The sequence below is a fragment of the Azospirillum thermophilum genome, from assembly GCF_003130795.1.
Classification (GTDB): Bacteria; Pseudomonadota; Alphaproteobacteria; order Azospirillales; family Azospirillaceae; genus Azospirillum; species Azospirillum thermophilum.
Window position 1 is genome coordinate 262,011 of sequence record NZ_CP029356.1, and the last position, 17,262, is coordinate 279,272.

At 71.1% G+C, this 17,262-nt stretch carries 17 protein-coding genes; 7 read left to right on the forward strand and 10 right to left on the reverse strand.

What is annotated here, in order from left to right; genetic code table 11:
- Positions 1–78: 78 nt before the first annotated feature.
- Genes DEW08_RS22395 through DEW08_RS22410 form a run of 4 tightly spaced genes read right to left on the reverse strand, consistent with a single transcriptional unit; the run spans position 79 to position 3,722 of the window.
- Positions 79–732 (reverse strand): ABC-type transport auxiliary lipoprotein family protein, encoded by a 654-nt coding sequence (locus DEW08_RS22395; RefSeq protein WP_109331489.1) that lies wholly within the window; start codon positions 730–732, stop codon positions 79–81.
- 14 nt (positions 733–746) lie between these two features.
- Positions 747–1,706, reverse strand: a complete 960-nt coding sequence (locus DEW08_RS22400) for an MlaD family protein (protein ID WP_109331495.1) — start codon at positions 1,704–1,706, stop codon at positions 747–749.
- A gap of 9 nt (positions 1,707–1,715) precedes the next feature.
- Positions 1,716–2,558, reverse strand: a complete 843-nt coding sequence (locus tag DEW08_RS22405; RefSeq protein ID WP_109331496.1) for an ABC transporter ATP-binding protein — start codon at positions 2,556–2,558, stop codon at positions 1,716–1,718.
- Positions 2,559–2,570: 12 nt separating this feature from the next.
- The gene (locus DEW08_RS22410; protein ID WP_109331497.1) at positions 2,571–3,722 is read right to left on the reverse strand and encodes an ABC transporter permease; all 1,152 of its coding nucleotides are present in this window, start codon (positions 3,720–3,722) and stop codon (positions 2,571–2,573) included.
- 232 nt (positions 3,723–3,954) lie between these two features.
- On the opposite strand from DEW08_RS22410, the gene DEW08_RS22415 reads away from it, so the two are divergent.
- Together DEW08_RS22415 and DEW08_RS22420 are read left to right on the forward strand one after the other, a co-directional pair.
- The gene (locus tag DEW08_RS22415; RefSeq protein ID WP_109331499.1) at positions 3,955–4,470 is read left to right on the forward strand and encodes an adenine phosphoribosyltransferase; all 516 of its coding nucleotides are present in this window, start codon (positions 3,955–3,957) and stop codon (positions 4,468–4,470) included.
- A 187-nt stretch (positions 4,471–4,657) separates the two neighbouring features.
- Positions 4,658–6,409 carry a CocE/NonD family hydrolase gene (locus tag DEW08_RS22420; RefSeq protein ID WP_109331500.1) on the forward strand — a complete coding sequence of 584 codons (1,752 nt, stop codon included), beginning with the start codon at positions 4,658–4,660 and terminating at the stop codon, positions 6,407–6,409.
- Here the strand turns inward: DEW08_RS22420 and DEW08_RS22425 are convergent.
- Positions 6,325–7,101: a Fic family protein gene (locus DEW08_RS22425; protein WP_109331505.1), complete on the reverse strand. Its 777-nt coding sequence runs from the start codon at positions 7,099–7,101 to the stop codon at positions 6,325–6,327. The genes DEW08_RS22420 and DEW08_RS22425 overlap by 85 nt on opposite strands.
- 247 nt (positions 7,102–7,348) lie before the next feature.
- Here DEW08_RS22425 and DEW08_RS22430 point away from each other — a divergent pair, with 247 nt between their 5' ends.
- On the forward strand, positions 7,349–7,759 hold the full coding sequence (locus DEW08_RS22430) for a bacteriohemerythrin (protein WP_109331506.1): 411 nt from the start codon (positions 7,349–7,351) through the stop codon (positions 7,757–7,759).
- 22 nt (positions 7,760–7,781) lie between these two features.
- On the opposite strand, the gene DEW08_RS22435 is transcribed toward DEW08_RS22430, so the two are convergent.
- The 4 genes from DEW08_RS22435 to DEW08_RS22450 form a co-directional block, all read right to left on the reverse strand.
- Positions 7,782–8,141, reverse strand: a complete 360-nt coding sequence (locus tag DEW08_RS22435; protein WP_109331507.1) for a hypothetical protein — start codon at positions 8,139–8,141, stop codon at positions 7,782–7,784.
- 118 nt (positions 8,142–8,259) lie between these two features.
- Positions 8,260–8,520: a hypothetical protein gene (locus DEW08_RS22440; protein ID WP_109331508.1), complete on the reverse strand. Its 261-nt coding sequence runs from the start codon at positions 8,518–8,520 to the stop codon at positions 8,260–8,262.
- Positions 8,521–8,630: 110 nt separating this feature from the next.
- On the reverse strand, positions 8,631–9,497 hold the full coding sequence (locus tag DEW08_RS22445; RefSeq protein WP_109331512.1) for a universal stress protein: 867 nt from the start codon (positions 9,495–9,497) through the stop codon (positions 8,631–8,633).
- Between the two features lie 149 nt (positions 9,498–9,646).
- A complete protein-coding gene (locus DEW08_RS22450) occupies positions 9,647–11,197 on the reverse strand; it encodes a bifunctional aminoglycoside phosphotransferase/ATP-binding protein (protein ID WP_109331513.1) in 1,551 nt (516 codons plus the stop codon).
- A gap of 438 nt (positions 11,198–11,635) precedes the next feature.
- Between DEW08_RS22450 and DEW08_RS22455 the strand changes: the two genes are divergently transcribed.
- The 3 genes from DEW08_RS22455 to DEW08_RS22465 all read left to right on the forward strand — a co-directional run bounded on the left by DEW08_RS22455 (position 11,636) and on the right by DEW08_RS22465 (position 13,913).
- Positions 11,636–12,208, forward strand: a complete 573-nt coding sequence (locus DEW08_RS22455) for a hypothetical protein (RefSeq protein WP_245986887.1) — start codon at positions 11,636–11,638, stop codon at positions 12,206–12,208.
- Between the two features lie 128 nt (positions 12,209–12,336).
- Positions 12,337–12,876, forward strand: coding sequence for a DUF2934 domain-containing protein (locus tag DEW08_RS22460; protein ID WP_109331514.1), 540 nt, complete (start codon positions 12,337–12,339; stop codon positions 12,874–12,876).
- Between the two features lie 92 nt (positions 12,877–12,968).
- Positions 12,969–13,913: a DMT family transporter gene (locus DEW08_RS22465; RefSeq protein WP_245986888.1), complete on the forward strand. Its 945-nt coding sequence runs from the start codon at positions 12,969–12,971 to the stop codon at positions 13,911–13,913.
- Between the two features lie 33 nt (positions 13,914–13,946).
- Here the strand turns inward: DEW08_RS22465 and DEW08_RS22470 are convergent, their stop codons facing one another.
- On the reverse strand, positions 13,947–14,297 hold the full coding sequence (locus DEW08_RS22470) for a zinc ribbon domain-containing protein YjdM (protein WP_109331520.1): 351 nt from the start codon (positions 14,295–14,297) through the stop codon (positions 13,947–13,949).
- Between the two features lie 304 nt (positions 14,298–14,601).
- Between DEW08_RS22470 and DEW08_RS22475 the strand changes: the two genes are divergently transcribed.
- Positions 14,602–17,220, forward strand: a complete 2,619-nt coding sequence (locus tag DEW08_RS22475; RefSeq protein ID WP_109331521.1) for a TIGR02302 family protein — start codon at positions 14,602–14,604, stop codon at positions 17,218–17,220.
- Positions 17,221–17,262 lie beyond the last annotated feature (42 nt).

The window sequence follows — 17,262 nt, forward strand, 5'->3', positions numbered from 1 at the left end:
CGCCGTTTTCGAACCAATTACGTACGCCGCTATGACTGGTTGGCAAGCAATTTCAACCGGCGGGATGCCGTCGCCCCGTCAGCTCCGCGTGGCGGTCACGCGCATGACCGCCGTCCCCTGGCGCAGGGCCCAGGGAACCAGGCCGCCCATGACGGTGCCCAGCGCCTCGTTGAAGGCGGCGATCACGTCGGTGAAGGCCCGGCCGCGCACGGGCACCACCGCCTCGAACGTCTCGCCGGCCTCGATGGTGCGGCGGGGCATGGCGACCAGCTTGGCCGAGAGGCGGACATGCACCCGGTCGGGGACGGTCGCGCCGGGGGTGCTGTACTCCGCCTGGAAATCCCGCAGTTCCGACTTCAGAACGAAGTCCGACCGCAGCCCGACCGTGTCGCGGCCGACCGAGACGATCCGCCCGCTGTCCTCGAAGGACTGGACGATCAGCCCCTGCACCATGTTCGGCACCCGGTCGGCCCAGGAGACGTCGGCGAAATAATCGACGGAGGTGGCCGAGCGGGCGAGCGCGATCCGCGGCGTGTCGATGGCGGCCCCGGCCACCGGCGTCTCGACCAGCAACTGCCAGTCGGCCTTGCGGATCGACGGGTCGACCGCGGTGTGCGGGGTCAGCGTGTAGAGGCTGGGGGCGGTCGGGTTGAGCGCCGCGACGCAGGACGCCAGCACAAGCGCCGCGCATGCGGCCGCGCACACCGTCGCAAGGGTCTTCATGGACGTCATGGACTGCCGACTCCTCATTTCCCGCGCACCTCCACGCCCTGCCTCGTGCCGCCGAACAGGAAGTTCGACGGGTCGTTCTCGATCCGCGTGACCACCCGCGAGAGCTGCCCCGACAGGTCGCGGAGCTGGGTGATCAGCAGGGTCAGTTCATACAGCCCCGTCGCGCTGAAGTCGCGCAGCGGATCGCGGTTTTCCGCAAGCAGGGCGTTCAACTGCGTCGAGGTCTGCTTCAGCGACTGCGCCAGCTCCTTCCAGTCGGTCCCGGCCTGGCGGACGGTGCCGTTGAGGGTGGTCAGCGTCTCGCGCGCCTGGCGCAAGGTGCCGTTCAGTTCCGGCCCCACGGATTCGAACCCCTGCAGCGTCTTCTGCGCCTGCTGCATCGTGCCGCCGATGCCCTGCCCGGCCTCGGCGAGCTCGGCGGACAGGGTGCGGACGTTCGCCAGCGTCTCGGAGATCGCGCGCTGGTTCTCGCCGTTCAGCAGGTTGCCGAGCTGGCTGATCACCTCCAGCGACCGGTTCAGCAACTGGGGGGCGGCATCCACCACGGCGGACAGCGGCGACGGGCGCGACGGGATGACGGGGATGCCGTCGGGGTCGGTCGTCTTCAGCCGCTCGCTGGTCGCCGTCCCGCCGGCGATCTGGACATAGGAGCCGCCGGTGATGCCCTGGACCTCCAGCGAGGCGATGGAGTCCGCCATGATCGGCGTGCCCTCCTGCACCTGGATGGTCACGCGCACGCGGGTCACGTTCTCGGGATCGAGCCGGATGTCGCTGACCGTGCCGACGGGGACGCCGCGGTAGCGCACCGGGCTTCCCTGCTGCAGGCCGGTGACCGAACCGGTGAAGTAGATCCGGTACGGCTGCCGGGTCTCCTCGAGCTGGATTTTGGCGACCCAGACGGTGAAGGCGAACAGCCCGGCGATGAGCGCGAGCACGAAGCTGCCGACCAGGATGTAGCTGGCGCGGGTTTCCATGGGTGCCGGTCAATCCTCAGCATGGCGCGCGGCACGGCCGCGCGGTCCGTGGAAATAGTCGTGGATCCAGGGATGCGGATCGGCGAGATGCTGGTCCAGCGTCCCCACCCGGATCCGCTTGTCGATCAGGACGGCGATGCGGTCGCAGATCGACACCAGGCTGTCCAGGTCATGGGTCACCATGAAGACGGTCAGCCCCAGGCTGCGCTGCAGCCCGCGGATCAACTGGTCGAAGGCCGCGGCGCCGATGGGGTCGAGGCCGGCCGTCGGCTCGTCGAGGAACAGGATGTCGGGGTCGAGCGCCAGCGCGCGGGCAAGGCCGGCCCGCTTGATCATGCCGCCGGAAAGCTGGGACGGATGCTTCGCCCCGGCGTCGGGCGGCAGCCCCGCCATGGCGATCTTGACCCGCGCAATCTCGGCGATCAGCGAATCCGGCAGGTCGGAATGCTCCCGCAGCGGCAGCATCACGTTCTCCGCCACCGTCAGCGAGCTGAACAGGGCGCCGTTCTGGAACAGCACGCCGGTCCGCGACTGCAGCGCCACCCGTTCCCGCTCCGACAGATCGACGGTGTCGCGGCCCAGCATCTCGATGCGGCCGGCCGCCGGACGGATCAGGCCGAGGATCTCCTTCAGCAGGACCGACTTGCCGGTGCCGGAGCCGCCGACCACCCCCAGCACCTCGCCCCGGCGCACGTCGAGGTCGAGCCCGTCATGCACCGTCTGCGGCCCGAACCGCGTGACCAGCCCGCGCACCCGGATGACCGGTCCGCCCGCCTCCGCGGCGGTCCCGCGCTCCACCGCCCGATCCTGGCCCGCGGGCGTGCCGTCCGTTCGCACCAGTCCGTTGTCCATGCCCTGCCGCCCTCACACGCCGATGAAGGAGAACAGGACGGAGAACAGGGCGTCGATGACGATCACCAGGAAGATGCCCTCCACGACCGATTTGGTGGTCAAGGTGCCGACGCTCTCGGCACTGCCGGAAACCTTCAACCCTTCGTAGCAGCCAACGATCGCGATGACGAGCGCGAAGACCGGCGCCTTGACGAGCCCGACGATGAAGGTGTTGAGGCTGACCGCGGTCTGGAGCTGTCGGATGAACTGCCCGAAGGTGATGTCGAGCGTCGCGTAGCTCATCACCGCCCCGCCGAACAGCCCCATGATGTCGGCGTAGAAGGCGAGCAGCGGCAGCGTGATCATCAGCGCCAGCGCCCGCGGCACCACCAGCAGTTCCACCGGGTCGAGGCCGAGCGTGCTGATGGCGTCGACCTCCTGGTTCACCTTCATGGTGCCGATCTGGGCGGTGAAGGCGGAACCGGAGCGGCCGGCCACGATGATCGCGGTCATCAGGATGCCGATCTCGCGCAGGACCGAGATGCCCAGCAGGTTGACCACGAACAGTTCCGCCCCGAAACGCTTGAGCTGGTCGGCGCCCTGGAAGGCCAGCACCACGCCGATCAGGAAGGACAGCAGCCCCAGGATCGGCAAGGCGTTCAGCCCGGTCTGCTCGATATGGAACATCACCGAGGTCAGCCGCAGCCGGGAGGGCTGGAGCAGCAGGCGCCCGAAGGTCACGGTGACGAGGCCGAGGAATCCGACGAGGTCGCGCGCCTCCTTGCCCGCCTCGACCGTCGTGCGGCCGATGCGGACCAGCATGTCGACGACCGGCCGCGGCCTCTCATGTGCCGGCTTCGGCGTCCGGCCGGCCTCGCGCACCGCGTCGAACAGGGCGGCATGGTCGGGGCGCAGCCCGTCGATGGTCACGGCATGGCCGTCCTGGGTCAGCCGCTCCGACAGGCGCAGCAGCAGCACCACACCCACCGTATCCAGCGCCTCCAGCCGGCCGAGGTCCAGCCGGACGGCGCCCCGGACGGCGGCCGGGCGCAGCCGGTCGAGCCGCTCGGCCAGGCCCTGGGCGGTCTCCAGCGTCCAGCGTCCGCCGGCCGACAGGCGGCAGGCGCCGTCGCCGGCGTCGGCCGTCTCGATCCAGGCCCGATCAGCGGCGGCTTGCAGCGCCATGACCCCGTCCTGCGTAGTTCTCGGCATGCGTCCCATACCGCGCGAAAGGAAAAACCCAGGCTCGAACGTGGCGGTCATTACGGTTCCGGTCAACCCTGGGGATGGCGGAGAGCGCGGCGAAACGGCGGTTTGCACCCTGCCTAGGGCGTCGGTAGTATCACCGCAACATGACGGCACCATGACGGGCCCCCGCCCGCCGGCTGCCCGAGCCTCGCCCCACGGACCCAGCGCCATGAACCTGAAAGAGCACATCCGCGGCATACAGGATTTCCCGAAGCCGGGCATCCTGTTCTACGACATCTCGCCCATGCTGGCGCATGGCGAGGCGTGGAAGACCGCGATCGAGCGGCTGGCCGACGCCATCCGCCCGCACAAGCCGGACCTGCTGGTCGGCATCGAATCGCGCGGCTTCCTGGTCGCGGCACCGCTCGCCCTGGCGCTGGGCATCGGATTCGTCATGGTGCGCAAGCACGGCAAGCTGCCCGGCGACAAGATCGCCCACTCCTACGACCTGGAATACGGCACCGACACCATCGAGGTGCAGGCCGACGCGGTGGAGCCCGGCCAGCGCGTGGTGGTGCTGGACGACCTGCTGGCCACCGGCGGCACCATGGCGGCGGCCATCAACCTGCTGCGGCAGGTGGGCGCGGACGTGCGCGCCGCCGCCTTCCTGGTGGAACTGACCTTCCTGAACGGCCGCGACAAGCTGGACGTCGAGGCGATCTCGCTGCTGTCCTACGATTCCTGATCCATTGCCCGGTCCCTTGTTTGCATAATCCTTGGGCGGTTGGCGGCATTTGCCTGAAATCTCATCAGGGACGACCGCCGGCCGATGGCGCCGCCGGCCCCGCTCCGGCAGGGCGGCGGCGCGTTCCATATGATGGCATACGGCTTGCGTGGGGCGGCGGGTACATCGGCACTAGTGGTCGTGTCCCATGACTCATCTGGCCCCCGTGCTCCGCGAGCTTCCCTCCCCTCTTCCCGTGCGGCCGCCCGAGACGGTCTCCATGCGGACCCGCGACGGGGTGAGGCTGGACGCCGACGTCTACCGGCCCGACGCCGCCGGCGAGTGGCCGGTCCTGCTGCTGCGGCTGGCCTGCGGGCGCCGCACGGCGCTGACCAGCCATTACGCCCATCCCCGCTGGTACGCCGCCCGCGGCTATGTCGTGGCCGTGCAGGACGTCCGGGGCTGCGGCACGTCCGAAGGCCGCTTCCGTCCCTTCCAGGCGGAGCGCGAGGACGGCGCCGACGCGGTGGCCTGGGCGGCCTCCCTGCCGGGCTCCTCGGGACAGGTGGCGATGTACGGCTGCGGCTATGCCGGCATGGCCCAGCTCCTGGCGCTCGCCGCCGCGCCGCCGGCGCTGAGGGCGGTGGCGCCGGCCTTCGCCGGCTGGGACGTCCATTCCGACTGGGCCTATGAGGGCGGCGCCTTCCGCCTCGCCGACGCCATGGGCTGGGCCCTGCGCTGTGCCGCCGAGGCCGCCCGGCGGCTGGAGGACGGCGTGGCCCACCGGGCGCTGAGCGATGCGGTCCGCGCCCTTCCCCTCGACGACGAGATCCCGTCGCGGCCGGAGGTGCTGCGCGCCTATGCCCGCTATACCCATCACGACGACTGGCTGACCGACCCGGCGCCCGGCCCCGCCTGGGACGCGCTGTCGCCCCGTGCCATGGTGGAGCGGATGCCGGCGGACGTCCCGATCCTGCAGATCGGCGGCTGGTACGACCCGCGGCTGGCCGGTTCCCTGGATGCCCATGAGGCGCTGAGCGCCCGGCCCGGCGCCGCGCCGGCCCGGCTGGTGGTCGGCCCCTGGACGGCGGCGGGGCCGCAGGAGCAGGGAACCGCGGCGGTGGCGCTCGACCGGCTGCAGCTTTCCTGGTTCGACCGCTTCCTGAAGGGCGAGGAGAACGGGGCGGAGCGGGCCGGGCCGGTGCGCCTGTTCGACGTCGGCGCCGGCCGCTGGCACGACGCCCCCGCCCTGGCCCCGGCGACGGCGGCGTTGCACCTGCACGGCGACGGGCTGGCGGCGCGGACCGGGGGCCTGCTGCAGCCCGCCCCGTCGCTCGACTGCGGCACGGACGTGGTGGTGCATGATCCGCGCAGCCCGGTGCCCACGGTCGGCGGCCATGGCGGACCGCAGCCGGGCACGCAGGACCGTGCGGCGGCGGACGCCCGGCCGGATGTCGCCGTCTACGGCAGCGCACCCCTGACGGAGCCGCTGACCCTGGCGGGACGGGTGGCGCTCGACCTGTGGGTGGAGGCGGACGCCCCCTGCTTCGACGTCGCCGCCGCCCTGTCGGTGGTGAAGCCGGACGGGCGCGTGCTGCCGCTGACCCACGGCTATGCCCGCGTCGAGCCGGGGGCGCAGACCCGGCCGCTGGTCCTGCCGATGCGGGCGGTCTGCGCGACGCTGGCGCCGGGCGAGGCGCTGCGGGTCAGCATCGCCGGCTCCTGCTTCCCGGCCTATCCGGTCAACCCGGGCAACGGGGCGGAGCCGGGGGAGACCCGCCGGGTGGACGCCCAGCCGATCACCCTGCTGATCCACAGCGGCGTCGCCCGCCCGTCGCGGCTGCGGCTGCCGGCGGGAGCGGAGGAGCCGGCGCTTCAGGCGCTCTCGTCCACCTCCATCACGTCGGTCGGGTCGGGAAACCCGTTCGCGACACTGACGAGGCAGAGTTCCAGGCTCTGATCGAGAAAGCGCATCATCAGTTCGCGGTACGGCGTCTTGTCGCCGACCGACCAGGCCCGCTCCACGAGGTCGGCGAACAGGATGCGGTCGTCCGCCTTGACGAAGACCGGCGGGTAGCCGGAGCGGTTGAGCAGCAGGTTGCACAGCATCAGTGCCGTGGCGGCGTTGCCGGCGGCGAAGGGCCGCACGCTCATCAGCCGGTGGTGCGCCTCGAAGGCGGCGTCGGGGCTGGGCTCGGTCCGGCGCAGCCAGCCGGACAGTGCGGACATCGAGACCCGCAGCTTGGCCGGGTCGGGCGAGGCGACGGCGTCGGGATCCGCCAGCGGCCCCTCGCGATAGCGCCCGGCCCCCTCGTCGATCCCGGCATAGAGCAGGCCGTGGAAGGCGGCGATCGTCCGTTCGGTGACGATGCCGCCCGGCTGGTAGGACAGGCGGGCCATCAGCTCCAGCGCCTTGCGGTGGTTGAGCGCCAGACGCTGCATCGCCGGGTCGCGGTTGCGCAGCGCGGGAGAGCCGCGCTGGAACAGCGTCTTCACCTCAGCGGCGGTCAGGGGGCCGCCTTCCACGCCGAGCCCGGACAGGGTCAGCTCCAGCTCGAACCGGTCGGCGATGTCGGTGACGACCCGCATCGGCAGGGGACGGGCCTTGTCGAGAAGCCGCTTCTTTTCCGCGATATCGTCGAGCAGAGCCATCCGTCGCCCCTCCCCTCGCCCCGGCCAGTTCCACCATCCGTCATATAGCCTGTCCGCCGCACAGGGAAGACCAAGCTTGGCGGCCGGCGGCACACCCCCTGCGGGAATTTGCCGCTTTTACGACAACAGCGGCCCGGCCTAGGATTCGCCACGGCCTCCCCCAGACACGACCACGCGCCGGTGCGCAACCATGCCGGCGCGGACGTGCAGCCACGAAGGGGAACCGGGTCGCACGGGGATTGGCGCCATGGACCACGTCGCCTGGGACGAAACGATGAGCGTCGGCGTCGCCATACTGGACGACGACCACAAGAAGCTGCTCGACATGTTCAACGGGCTGCTGCGCACGGGCATCACCGCGGGCAACCGCGACGACCTCTGCGCCCTGCTCGGCAGCCTGCGCGCCTACACGACCGTCCATTTCGCCCGGGAGGAGGAGTGGATGGAGAGCCACGGCTTCCCCGAGCTGCCGGCGCACAAGGCGGCCCACCGGTACTTCGTGGAGGAGGTCGAGAAGCTGCACCGCGACTTCGAGGGCAGCAACACCACGATGCTGCGCGTCGACCTGATCCTTCTGCTGAAGGAATGGTTCATCGAGCACATCCAGCATGTGGACGCGCAGTACCGGCCCTATGGCGGCGGCACCGCCCCTCACTGAGCCCCCCGACCGAAGCGGACGGTCAGCGCACCCAGGCCACGCGGAAGGGGCGCTGCACCCCGTCATGCTCGGTGACGGCGACATAGTCGCCGGGAACGAAGCGGTGACGGTCGAACCGGAAGATCGGCTCGTCGTCGTCCGTATCGTCCTCCTCGTAATCGAACAGCCAGACCGACCCGCGCTGGACCAGCCGGCCGGTCTGGTCGTCCTCGCCGCGCCAGAAGCGGTGGACCGTGCAGTCCTGCTCGTGGAGCCGCCATTCGACCGGGTCGAACTGCCCGTCCTCGGTCAGCGGGGCGGTGAACTCGTAGCCATGCTCGGCGCTGCCGTCGGGATGATCGGCGGTGCGCGCCAGTTCCAGGCGGATGGTCTTCAAGGGCATGGGCGGTCTCCGAAGGTCGTCGCGGCGGCGGCGCGGGGGCGGGGAAGCCCGCCCGCAGCAACGACAATCGGCGGGTGGCGCGGACGTTCCGCCGCCACCCGAAAGAGCAGAGCCCCGATCAGAGGCCCGGATGGCCGGCGACGAACCCCCTCAACACGTCCTGAAGCTCCGCCACATGGGCGAGCCGGCCGTGCGCCCGCGCCACGGCGATGTCCTCGCGGATCATGCCAGCGATCCGCCGGGCGGCGTCCGGGGCATGGACGAGGCAGCAGCCGATCTCGACCGCCACCATCTCCGGCACATGCTCGTGCTCGGCGATGGCGTCGATCTCCGCCTCGGTCAGGTCGCTCAGCGCGATGCAGTCTGTAATGGTGATCATGGCACGCTCCTCCCTCGCGGGCCGGGATCCTCGCGGGTCGAACCCCTGCGGGTGACCATCGACCGGCGTGGAGGGCGTGCCTGTTGGACGGCGAAGCGCCGCGCGTCTGGTCAGTGGGCCATCAGCACCGGGAGCCCGGCGTGATTGAGCACATAGCGGGTAACGCCACCCAGGATCATTTCCCGCATTCTGCTGTGGCCGTAGCCCCCCATGACGAGGAGGTCGGCGCCCAGTTCCGCGGCTTTCTCGGTAACCGCTTGTCCGACGGGTTCCGATCCGGGTTTGACAATAGTTAACTCAGGGTTAATGCCTTGCCAAGCCAGATAGTCCGCAATGCGACGTCCCGCCGCAGCCTGGGTGACCGAGGTCTCGGCCGTCAGCACCAGCACCCGGTCGGCGCTGCGGATGAAGGGCAGGGCGCCGCTGACCGCGCGGGCGGCCTCGATCGTGCCGTTCCAGGCGAGCGCCACGGTGCGGCCGATCTCCGCCGGCACCACCTTGGGCACCAGCATCAGCGGCCGGCCGCCGGTCATCAGCGCCGTTTCCATGGTCGCATAGCCCTGGGCGTCCTGGTCCGGGTCGGTGTGGGCGAAGACCAGCAGGTCGGCGAGCCGGGCTTCGGCCGGCACCACCTCGTCGGTGCGGCCGACGATCTCGCGCCAGCGGGCCGACGGCTCCTCCACCGTGGTGGGGGCGTCGCGCAGCTCGATCCCCGCGGCCTGGACCGCCGCGTCGAAATGGCGGCGGGCGGCCAGCAGATGGGTGTTCGCCTCGGTCTCCGCCGCGCGCATGATCTCGTCCACCATGGCGCCGGACATGCCTTCGCCCAGCATGGGGACGGCGTCGCGCGGGTCCAGCCTCACGAAGAGGGCCTCGACATGGGCGTCGAAATCGCGCGCCACCGACAGGGCGGCGTTCAGGGCGACCGGATCGTTGTCGGTACCGCCGAGCGGCACGAGGATTGTCTTCAGGGACATGACTTCCTCCCGGGCCGGCCCGACCGGCCCTTCAGGACGGTGGATGGCAAAAGCGGCGGCTGGCCGGACCATCGTTTCAGTACCGCCGGAGACGACGCGGTGCTGGCATCATGCCAGGGCGCCTTCCGGCTCGCTCCTGCCAAGCGGAATTAGGCCAGTCTTTTCCGGGCCTCGGCAAGGACATCCGCGGCAACCCTGCCAGCACCGATACGCATCCAGCAGATTTGACCCAGGTCATAGGCTTCCTGCCGCTCTGCAACCTCTGCGGTTGCGTCGGATGCATCCTTGCGGCGATTTGACACACGGTCGATCCGCAAGTCCAGCGGCGCCTCCAGCCAGATGCCGTCGAATCGGACGGCGGCCCGGCGGGCGACCGACTCGAACAGGTCGCGCTCGTCCGGCCGGGCGCAGACCGCGTCGACCACCGCCGCGTGGCCGGCCGCCAGCACCTGCCCCGCCCGCTCCGCCAGCAGGGCGTAGACCCGCTCCGTCACGCCCGGCGCATAGCCCCCGGCCGGCAGCCGCTCCGTCTCCGCCACGCCGAACAGCGCCTTGCGCACCGAATCGGAGCGCAGCACCACCGCCCCCGGGGCCGGCCCCAGCGACGGGGCGAGCCCGCGCGCCAGCACCGACTTGCCGGTGCCCGACAGCCCGCCGACCGCCACCAGCCGGGCGGCCGCCGGTTCCAGCGCCGCCGCGGCGCGACCCAGATAGGCGACCGCCTCGGCCGCCGCCCCGGCATCACCGGGCTTCAGCGCGGCGACGGTCCCCGCAATCTTGGCGCGCACCGCGGCGCGGACCGAGAGGAACAGCGGCAGCGCCGCCAGCCCGGCGAGGTCTCCGGTCACCTCCAGATAGCGGTTGAGCACCGCGTTCCCCAGCGGCCGCAGCCCGCGATGCTCCAGATCCATCAGCAGGAAGGCGAGGTCGTAGAGGACGTCGACGACCGCGAAGGCGGGGTCGAACTCGATGGCGTCGAACAGGGTCGGCCGGCCGTCCAGCAGGACGATGTTGCGCAGATGCAGGTCGCCGTGGCAGTGGCGGACGAAGCCGGAGCGCCGCCGCTCCTCCAGCAGCGGGTCGAGCCGCGCCAGCGCCTGCATCGACAGGACGGCGAGCCGCTCCACCCGGGCGGGCGGGAAGAGCGACGGGCTGGCCCGCAGTTCCTCCAGGTTCTCCTCCACCACCGGCCGCAGGGACGGGCCGTCGGGCCGGCGCTCCGCCACCGCATGGAAGGCGGCGACGGCGTCGGCCAGACCGCGCATCAGGTCGGACGTCAGGCCGCCGGCCGTTGCCATGCGGTCGAACAGCGCCCCGTCCGGGAAGCGGCGCATCACCACCACCCAGTCCAGCACCTCCCCCGCCCCGCCGAGCGCCAGCGTCCCGTCGCTGCGGCGCACCACCGGCTCCACCCCCTGGTAGAGCTCCGGGGCGGTCCGCCGGTTGAGGGTCAGCTCCGCCTCGCAGGCGGCGCGCCGCCGGTCGGATGTCGAGAAGTCGAGATAGGGGTAGCGCACCGCCCGCTTCAGCTTCACCGCGCGGTCGCCGGCCAGGAAGACCATGGCCGCATGGGTGTCGATCCGCTGCACCGCGGCACCACCATGGGTGCGCGGGTCGGCGAGGAAGGCGACGACGTCCCGCTGGTCCCGATCCTCGGGACCCGGGACCGGCCGCGCCGATTCGGGCGGGTCGTGCTGCATGGCAGCAGGATACCACGAACCGGGCCCTGTCGTGCGGATTGTGCAGCGCGTTTCCGGCGCACAATGGGGGGAGGACCGGGATCCTCCTTCCGCATCAGCGGCTTGCCATCGACCGTTCGCAGGCGGCCGTTGTGCATCGACGGCTGCGCGCCCGGCCGCCATGGATGGAGTCCGGCCGTCGACCGCGGCAGGATACGGGAGAGCCGGGGACCGCGGCAAGACGAGCCGGCAACACGGCTGCCACACCACCCCGCGAAGCACCCGCAATACCTGTGTCAAATGCATCCGGCGCCGCCTTTCCGGTTGACGCGGCGCAGCAGGAGTCCGACATCAAAGGGGTAGTGCCGATACACCCCTCGCAGGGGTGCGAGCCGCATTATTATCAAGGGGGCACGGCCACCCGTCGGGCCGGTTCGCTTGTCTCGGAGGCTGCTCGCCGTGAGCCGACTGCCCGTCGCCAACGCCCTGACCTGCCTGGCCTTCGCAGCCGCGGCCCTGCTGTCGGCGACCGGACCGGCATCGGCGCAGGACAGCGGCGACCGGATCGGCTCCTGGAAGGTCGGCGGGCTCGCCTATGCCGTGGGGACCCAGAGCGAGACCAGGGTGTCGGACCTGCTGCAGGACAAGGTGCGCATCGGCGCCTCGCTGATCCCGCAGCTCGAATCCGTCGCCACCGTCCGGCCCTTCCTGTCCGCCGCCCCGTCCACCCCGGACATGGCGGGGGCCTCGGGCCTCGGCAACGTGCGCGCCGGCATCCTGATCGACGTGCCGCTCGGTTCCTTCGTCTTCACGCCCAGCTTCGGGGCCGGCTCTCTCGCCCGCTCCCCCCGCGAGAGCGGACCGACCACCGAGTTCCGCTCGCAGCTCGAACTGGGATATGAGTTCGACAACAAGTCGCGCTTCAGCCTGGGCTACAGCCGCATCGCCACCGACGGCAACCCGACGGACGGCACCGTGCCGGTCAACAATGTCTTCGGGCTCTATTACCGCCTGCCCTTCGGCGGTCAATGAAACCCATCATCCGGAAGTGAATCGTCGGCACGGTGACCTGCGGCAATTGGGGCGAATCCTCTTAACCGCATCTTAATCATGCACAGGTCAAGTGGACCCCGTAGAAAAACGCTCCTGGGGAACACACCATGGCCACCAAGCGCAAGTCCGCCGCCACCGCCGCTCCGGCTGCCGCCCCGGTTGCGGAGGTCGCCGCCCCCGACACCAGCGTCGGCGCGGAAGTCATCCTCCGCACCAACTTCGCTCAGGTCGAGCAGGACTCCGTCGCCCTGCTGCACGCCGCCAGCCTGCTGATCGAGGCGGACACGCCGGAGAAGGTCAGCTTCGCGCTCGACCACAACCTGAAGCTCTGGGTCGCGATCAAGACCGTGCTGGTCAACGACGAGTGCCCGCTGGAGCCGGAGGTGAAGGCCAACCTGCGCAATCTGGCGCAGTATGTCTCCACCACCACGATGGAGGCGACCCAGGGCACCATCGAGGCGCGGCGGCTGGTGTCGCTGGCCCGCATCAACATGAACATCTCCGAGGGCCTGCTGCGCGGCGGCCAGAACAAGCTGATCGCCGAGCGCGCCTACGAGATCTGGGAGCAGGAGGGCCGCCCCGAGGGCCGCGACCAGGAGCACTGGCTGCGCGCCGAGGCGGAGATCAGCGGCAAGCTGCAGGACTGACCGCCCGGCCGCCTCAGCAGGGCCGCCATACCGCCGGGACATGACCGCCCGCGTTGCGACATCGTGACGCGGGCGGCGCCGTTTTGCTACGGTTGCGCAGTGAGACCTGCCTCCCATCCCCCGTCCAGCCGTACGTACGGACCGACAACACGCCGCTCGGCATCGGCATGATGCTGGGATCGGTGCTGCTGTTCTCGCTGATGAACGTGCTGGTGAAGCTGCTGACGGAGACCTTCCCGGTCGTCGAGGTCGCCTTCTTCCGCAGCCTGTTCGCGTTGATCCCGGTCGGAGCGATGATCGCCGCGCAGGGCGGCTGGGTGGCCAACCTGCGCACCGCCCGCCCCTTCGCCCATCTGTGGCGCGGCATGATCGGCATCGCGTCGATGTCGGCGATGTTCTGGTCCTTCCACCTGCTGCCGCTGGGCGACGCGGTGGCGCTGACCTTCGCCGCGCCGCTGTTCCTCACCGCGCTGTCGGTCCCGCTGCTCGGCGAGCGGGTCGGCATCCACCGGTGGAGCGCGGTGCTGGTCGGCTTCCTCGGCGTGCTGATCATGGTGAGGCCCTCGGGCGACGTGCTGCAGTTCGGCTCGCTGGTCGCGCTGGCCGCCGCCGCCGGTCAGGCGGCCGCCATGATCACCGTCCGGCAGTTGAGCAGGACGGAGCCGGCCAACACCATCGTCTTCTACTTCACCACCGCCACCACGGTGATGCTGGGCCTCGCCCTGCCCTTCGCCTGGAGCACCCCCACCGCCCACGAATGGCTGCTGCTGCTCGCCACCGGCCTGCTGGGCGGCGGCGGCCAGCTTCTGGTGACGCGGGCCTATTCGCTGGCGCCGGCCGCGGTGGTGGCGCCGCTGAACTATCTGTCGCTGCTGTGGGCCGTGCTGTTCGGCTGGCTGCTGTGGGGCGACGTGCCGGCCAGCAACATGGCCGCCGGCGCCGTGGTGGTGGCCGCGAGCGGCCTCTACATCCTGCACCGCGAGACCCGGCGCCGCGCCGTTCCGTCCAAGCCGGTGCCGGCCGGCTCGGACGATTAGCACGATCGGGGACACACGGGCCGGGAACTGGTGCTACGCCTTCTTCACGAACTCCGACTTCAGGTTCATGGCGCCGATGCCGTCGATCTTGCAGGCGATGTTGTGGCCGTCGGCCCCGTCGGTCAGGCGGATGTTCTTGACCTTGGTGCCGCCTTTCACGACCAGGGACGAGCCCTTGACCTTCAGATCCTTGATGACGGTCACGCTGTCGCCGTCGCTCAGCGGATTGCCGTTGGCGTCCCGCACGCCCTCCGCGGCCTCGGCGGCCGGCTCGCCGGCGGCCTGCGGGTTCCACTCATGGGCGCACTCCGGACAGACCCACAGGCTGCCGTCCTGGTAGACATGTTCGGAATTGCACTGCGGGCACGTCAGGTCGCTGTCCATTCTGGTCCTCGTCGTTCGGGGGCGGCATCCTAGTGCAGGCGGCGGGCCGGGGAAACAGCCGCGGCGAGGGCGGAGCCGCCTTATTTCGGCCATCGGGCGATGCTGGAGTCGGACGCGCTATCCCTATCCGCGGAGTCGGACTTTCTTACGGGTAGATGGTGGGCAAACCCGGGCGGAACGGCCAATATCCTGGGAGGGCCGCCGCAATGGACGAAATGGCTGCGGACGAAATGGCTGCGGACGAAATGGCTGCGGACGAAATGACTGTGGGCGGGACGGCTGCGGGCAGGATGGGAGTGGCGAGATGAGCGAGCAGGAGCAGCGGACGAGCCGGAGCCGCACCGCAGCCGACCATCCGGCGGCACCGCGCCTTCGCCTGATCGAGGCCCGCGCGGCCCTGCTGTGGGAGCGGCTGTGGCCGGCCCTGTGGGCGCCCGCCTCGATCGCCGGCCTGTTCCTGGCCCTGGCGCTGTCCGGCCTGCTGCCCGGCCTGCCGGGCTGGCTGCATTCGGCCGTGCTGATCCTGCTGGCCGCAGCCTTCGTGCTGTCGCTCGTCTTCGGCTTCCGCCGCTTCTCGCTGCCCGGCGAGGCGGAGATCCGGCGCCGGCTGGAGCGGGACAGCGGCCTGCCGCACCGTCCGCTGCACACGCTGGCCGACCGGCCGGCCGGCGGCGACCCGGTGGCCGAGGCGCTGTGGGCGCTGCACCAGGAGCGGGTGCGCGCGGCGATGCGCCGGCTGCGCGTCGCCTTCCCGCAGTCCGACGTGCCGTCGCGCGACCGGTTCGCCCTGCGCGCGCTGGTCGTGCTGGTGCTGGTGGCGGTCGGCGGCGCCACCTGGGGCGACTGGAGGCCGCGGCTGGCCGCCGCGCTGACGCCGCATTTCGGCGTGGGGACGGTGACGGCCGCCGCGACGCTCGACCTCTGGGTGGCGCCGCCGGAATACACCGGCCTGCCGCCGGTCTTCCTGAAGACGGGCAGCGCCGGCACCCAGGCCCCGGCGGCCGAGGGTGCCGGCGCCCAGCCGGTGCCGGTGCCCAGGGGCAGCCTCGTGCTCGCCCGCGTCACCGGCGGGCGCAGCACCCCGACGCTGGAGGCGGGGGACCGGACCGCCGCCTTCGAGGCGGTGGACGCCGCGACCTTCCAGATCCAGCAGCCGATCGAGGGCGGCACCCGGATTTCGGTCACCCAGGGCGGCGGCACCCTCGGCTCCTGGCCGGTGCGGGTGGTGCCGGACAACCCGCCGATCATCGCCCACGCCAACCCGCCCTCCAAATCGGAGCGGGCGGCGCTGAAGCTCGACTATGCGGCGCGCGACGACTACGGACTTGCCGAGGTGAAGGCGGTGATCCGCCTCGCCACCGAGGGGGCGGAAGGGACGGAGGACGGCGCCATCGCCGCCCTGCGCGACGCGCCGCCGATCGAGCTGCCGCTGTCGCTGCCCGGCGTCCGTCCGAAGGAGGCCCATGCCTCCGGCTTCCATGACCTGACGCCCCACCCCTGGGCCGGCCTGCCGGTGACGATCCGGCTGGTCGCCACCGACGGCGCCGGCCAGACCGGCAGCTCGGAGGAAGCCGCGCTGACCCTGCCGGAGCGGGTGTTCAGCCATCCGGTCGCCCGCGCGCTGGTCGAGCAGCGCAAGCAGCTCACGCTCCGGCCGAAGGACGCGCATGTCGACGTGGCCCGCGCGCTGGCCGACATCTCGGCCCGGCCCGGCACCTATGGCGGCGACATCGTCGCCTTTCTCGCCATGCGCACCGCCATCGGGCGCCTGATGCTCGACCGCAGCGAGGAGTCGGTGCCGCCCGTCCAGCAGCTTCTGTGGGAGACGGCCCTGCGCATCGAGGACGGCGGCGTGTCGCAGGCGGAGCGCGACCTGCGCAACGCCGAGCAGCGCCTGTCCGAGGCGCTGGAGCGCAACGCGTCGGACGAGGAGCTGCGCAAGCTGATGGACGAGCTGCAGGCGGCGCTCGACGCCTTCATGCAGGCGATGGAACAGCAGATGATGGAGGCGCTGAAGCGCGGCGAGCAGATCCCGACCATCCCGCCGGAACTGGCCGACCGCATGATGGACCGCAACGACCTGCAGCAGATGATGGACCAGATGCGGCAGATGGCGGAGACCGGATCGCGCGACGCCGCCCGCCAGATGCTCTCGCAGCTCCAGCAGATGCTGGAGAACATGCGCAACGGCGCCATGGCCATGCAGATGCAACAGCAGCAGCAGAACGGCCAGAACCAGGCCTGGGAGATGATGCGCGAGCTGCAGGAGATGGCCCGCCAGCAGCAGCAGCTTCTCGACCAGAGCTTCCGCCAGTCGCAGGAGCAGATGCAGCGCGAGCAGAACGGCCAGCCGATGCCGCGCAGCCGCCAGGGCCGCCAGGGCCAGCAGAACCAGCAGGGCCAGGGCAGCATGCAGGGCAGCCCGACCCTGCAGAAGCAGGCCGAGCAGCAGGAGGCGCTGCGCCGCCAGCTCGGCGAGCTGATGCGCCGCATGGGCGAGGCGACCGGCGGCGAGATCCCGCGCCCGCTCGGCCGGGCCGAACGCGCCATGCGCGACGCCGGGCAGGCCCTGCAGCAGGGCTCGCCCAGCGGCGCGGTGCCGCCGCAGACCCAGGCGATGGACGAGCTGCAGCAGGGTATGCAGGGGCTCGCCGAGCAGCTCGCCCAGCAGATGATGGGCCAGGGGCCGATGATGATGGGCCAGCCGCAGGGCACGCAGCAGCGCCCCAGCCGCGGACGCGACCCGCTGGGCCGCCGCCCCTCCGGCTTCGGCAGCATCGACGCCAACGACGTGAAGATCCCCGAGCAGTCCGACCTGCAGCGGGCGCGGGAGATCCTCGACGAGCTGCGCCGCCGGTCCGGGCAGTATTCCCGCCCGCAGACGGAGCGCGAGTATATCGACCGGCTGCTGAAGCAGTTCTGACGGCTGGTAACCACCACAAGAGGGGTAAGCCGGCATCGCGCC

Excerpts from the sequence above, each read along its gene's own strand:
- DEW08_RS22395 (WP_109331489.1), bottom strand. The coding sequence starts at position 732 with ATGACGTCCATGAAGACCCTTGCGACGGTGTGCGCGGCCGCATGCGCG.
- DEW08_RS22400 (WP_109331495.1), bottom strand. The coding sequence starts at position 1,706 with ATGGAAACCCGCGCCAGCTACATCCTGGTCGGCAGCTTCGTGCTCGCG.
- DEW08_RS22405 (WP_109331496.1), bottom strand. The coding sequence starts at position 2,558 with ATGGACAACGGACTGGTGCGAACGGACGGCACGCCCGCGGGCCAGGAT.
- DEW08_RS22410 (WP_109331497.1), bottom strand. The coding sequence starts at position 3,722 with ATGGCGCTGCAAGCCGCCGCTGATCGGGCCTGGATCGAGACGGCCGAC.
- DEW08_RS22415 (WP_109331499.1), top strand. The coding sequence starts at position 3,955 with ATGAACCTGAAAGAGCACATCCGCGGCATACAGGATTTCCCGAAGCCG.
- DEW08_RS22420 (WP_109331500.1), top strand. The coding sequence starts at position 4,658 with ATGACTCATCTGGCCCCCGTGCTCCGCGAGCTTCCCTCCCCTCTTCCC.
- DEW08_RS22425 (WP_109331505.1), bottom strand. The coding sequence starts at position 7,101 with ATGGCTCTGCTCGACGATATCGCGGAAAAGAAGCGGCTTCTCGACAAG.
- DEW08_RS22430 (WP_109331506.1), top strand. The coding sequence starts at position 7,349 with ATGGACCACGTCGCCTGGGACGAAACGATGAGCGTCGGCGTCGCCATA.
- DEW08_RS22435 (WP_109331507.1), bottom strand. The coding sequence starts at position 8,141 with ATGCCCTTGAAGACCATCCGCCTGGAACTGGCGCGCACCGCCGATCAT.
- DEW08_RS22440 (WP_109331508.1), bottom strand. The coding sequence starts at position 8,520 with ATGATCACCATTACAGACTGCATCGCGCTGAGCGACCTGACCGAGGCG.
- DEW08_RS22445 (WP_109331512.1), bottom strand. The coding sequence starts at position 9,497 with ATGTCCCTGAAGACAATCCTCGTGCCGCTCGGCGGTACCGACAACGAT.
- DEW08_RS22450 (WP_109331513.1), bottom strand. The coding sequence starts at position 11,197 with ATGCAGCACGACCCGCCCGAATCGGCGCGGCCGGTCCCGGGTCCCGAG.
- DEW08_RS22460 (WP_109331514.1), top strand. The coding sequence starts at position 12,337 with ATGGCCACCAAGCGCAAGTCCGCCGCCACCGCCGCTCCGGCTGCCGCC.
- DEW08_RS22470 (WP_109331520.1), bottom strand. The coding sequence starts at position 14,297 with ATGGACAGCGACCTGACGTGCCCGCAGTGCAATTCCGAACATGTCTAC.
- DEW08_RS22475 (WP_109331521.1), top strand. The coding sequence starts at position 14,602 with ATGAGCGAGCAGGAGCAGCGGACGAGCCGGAGCCGCACCGCAGCCGAC.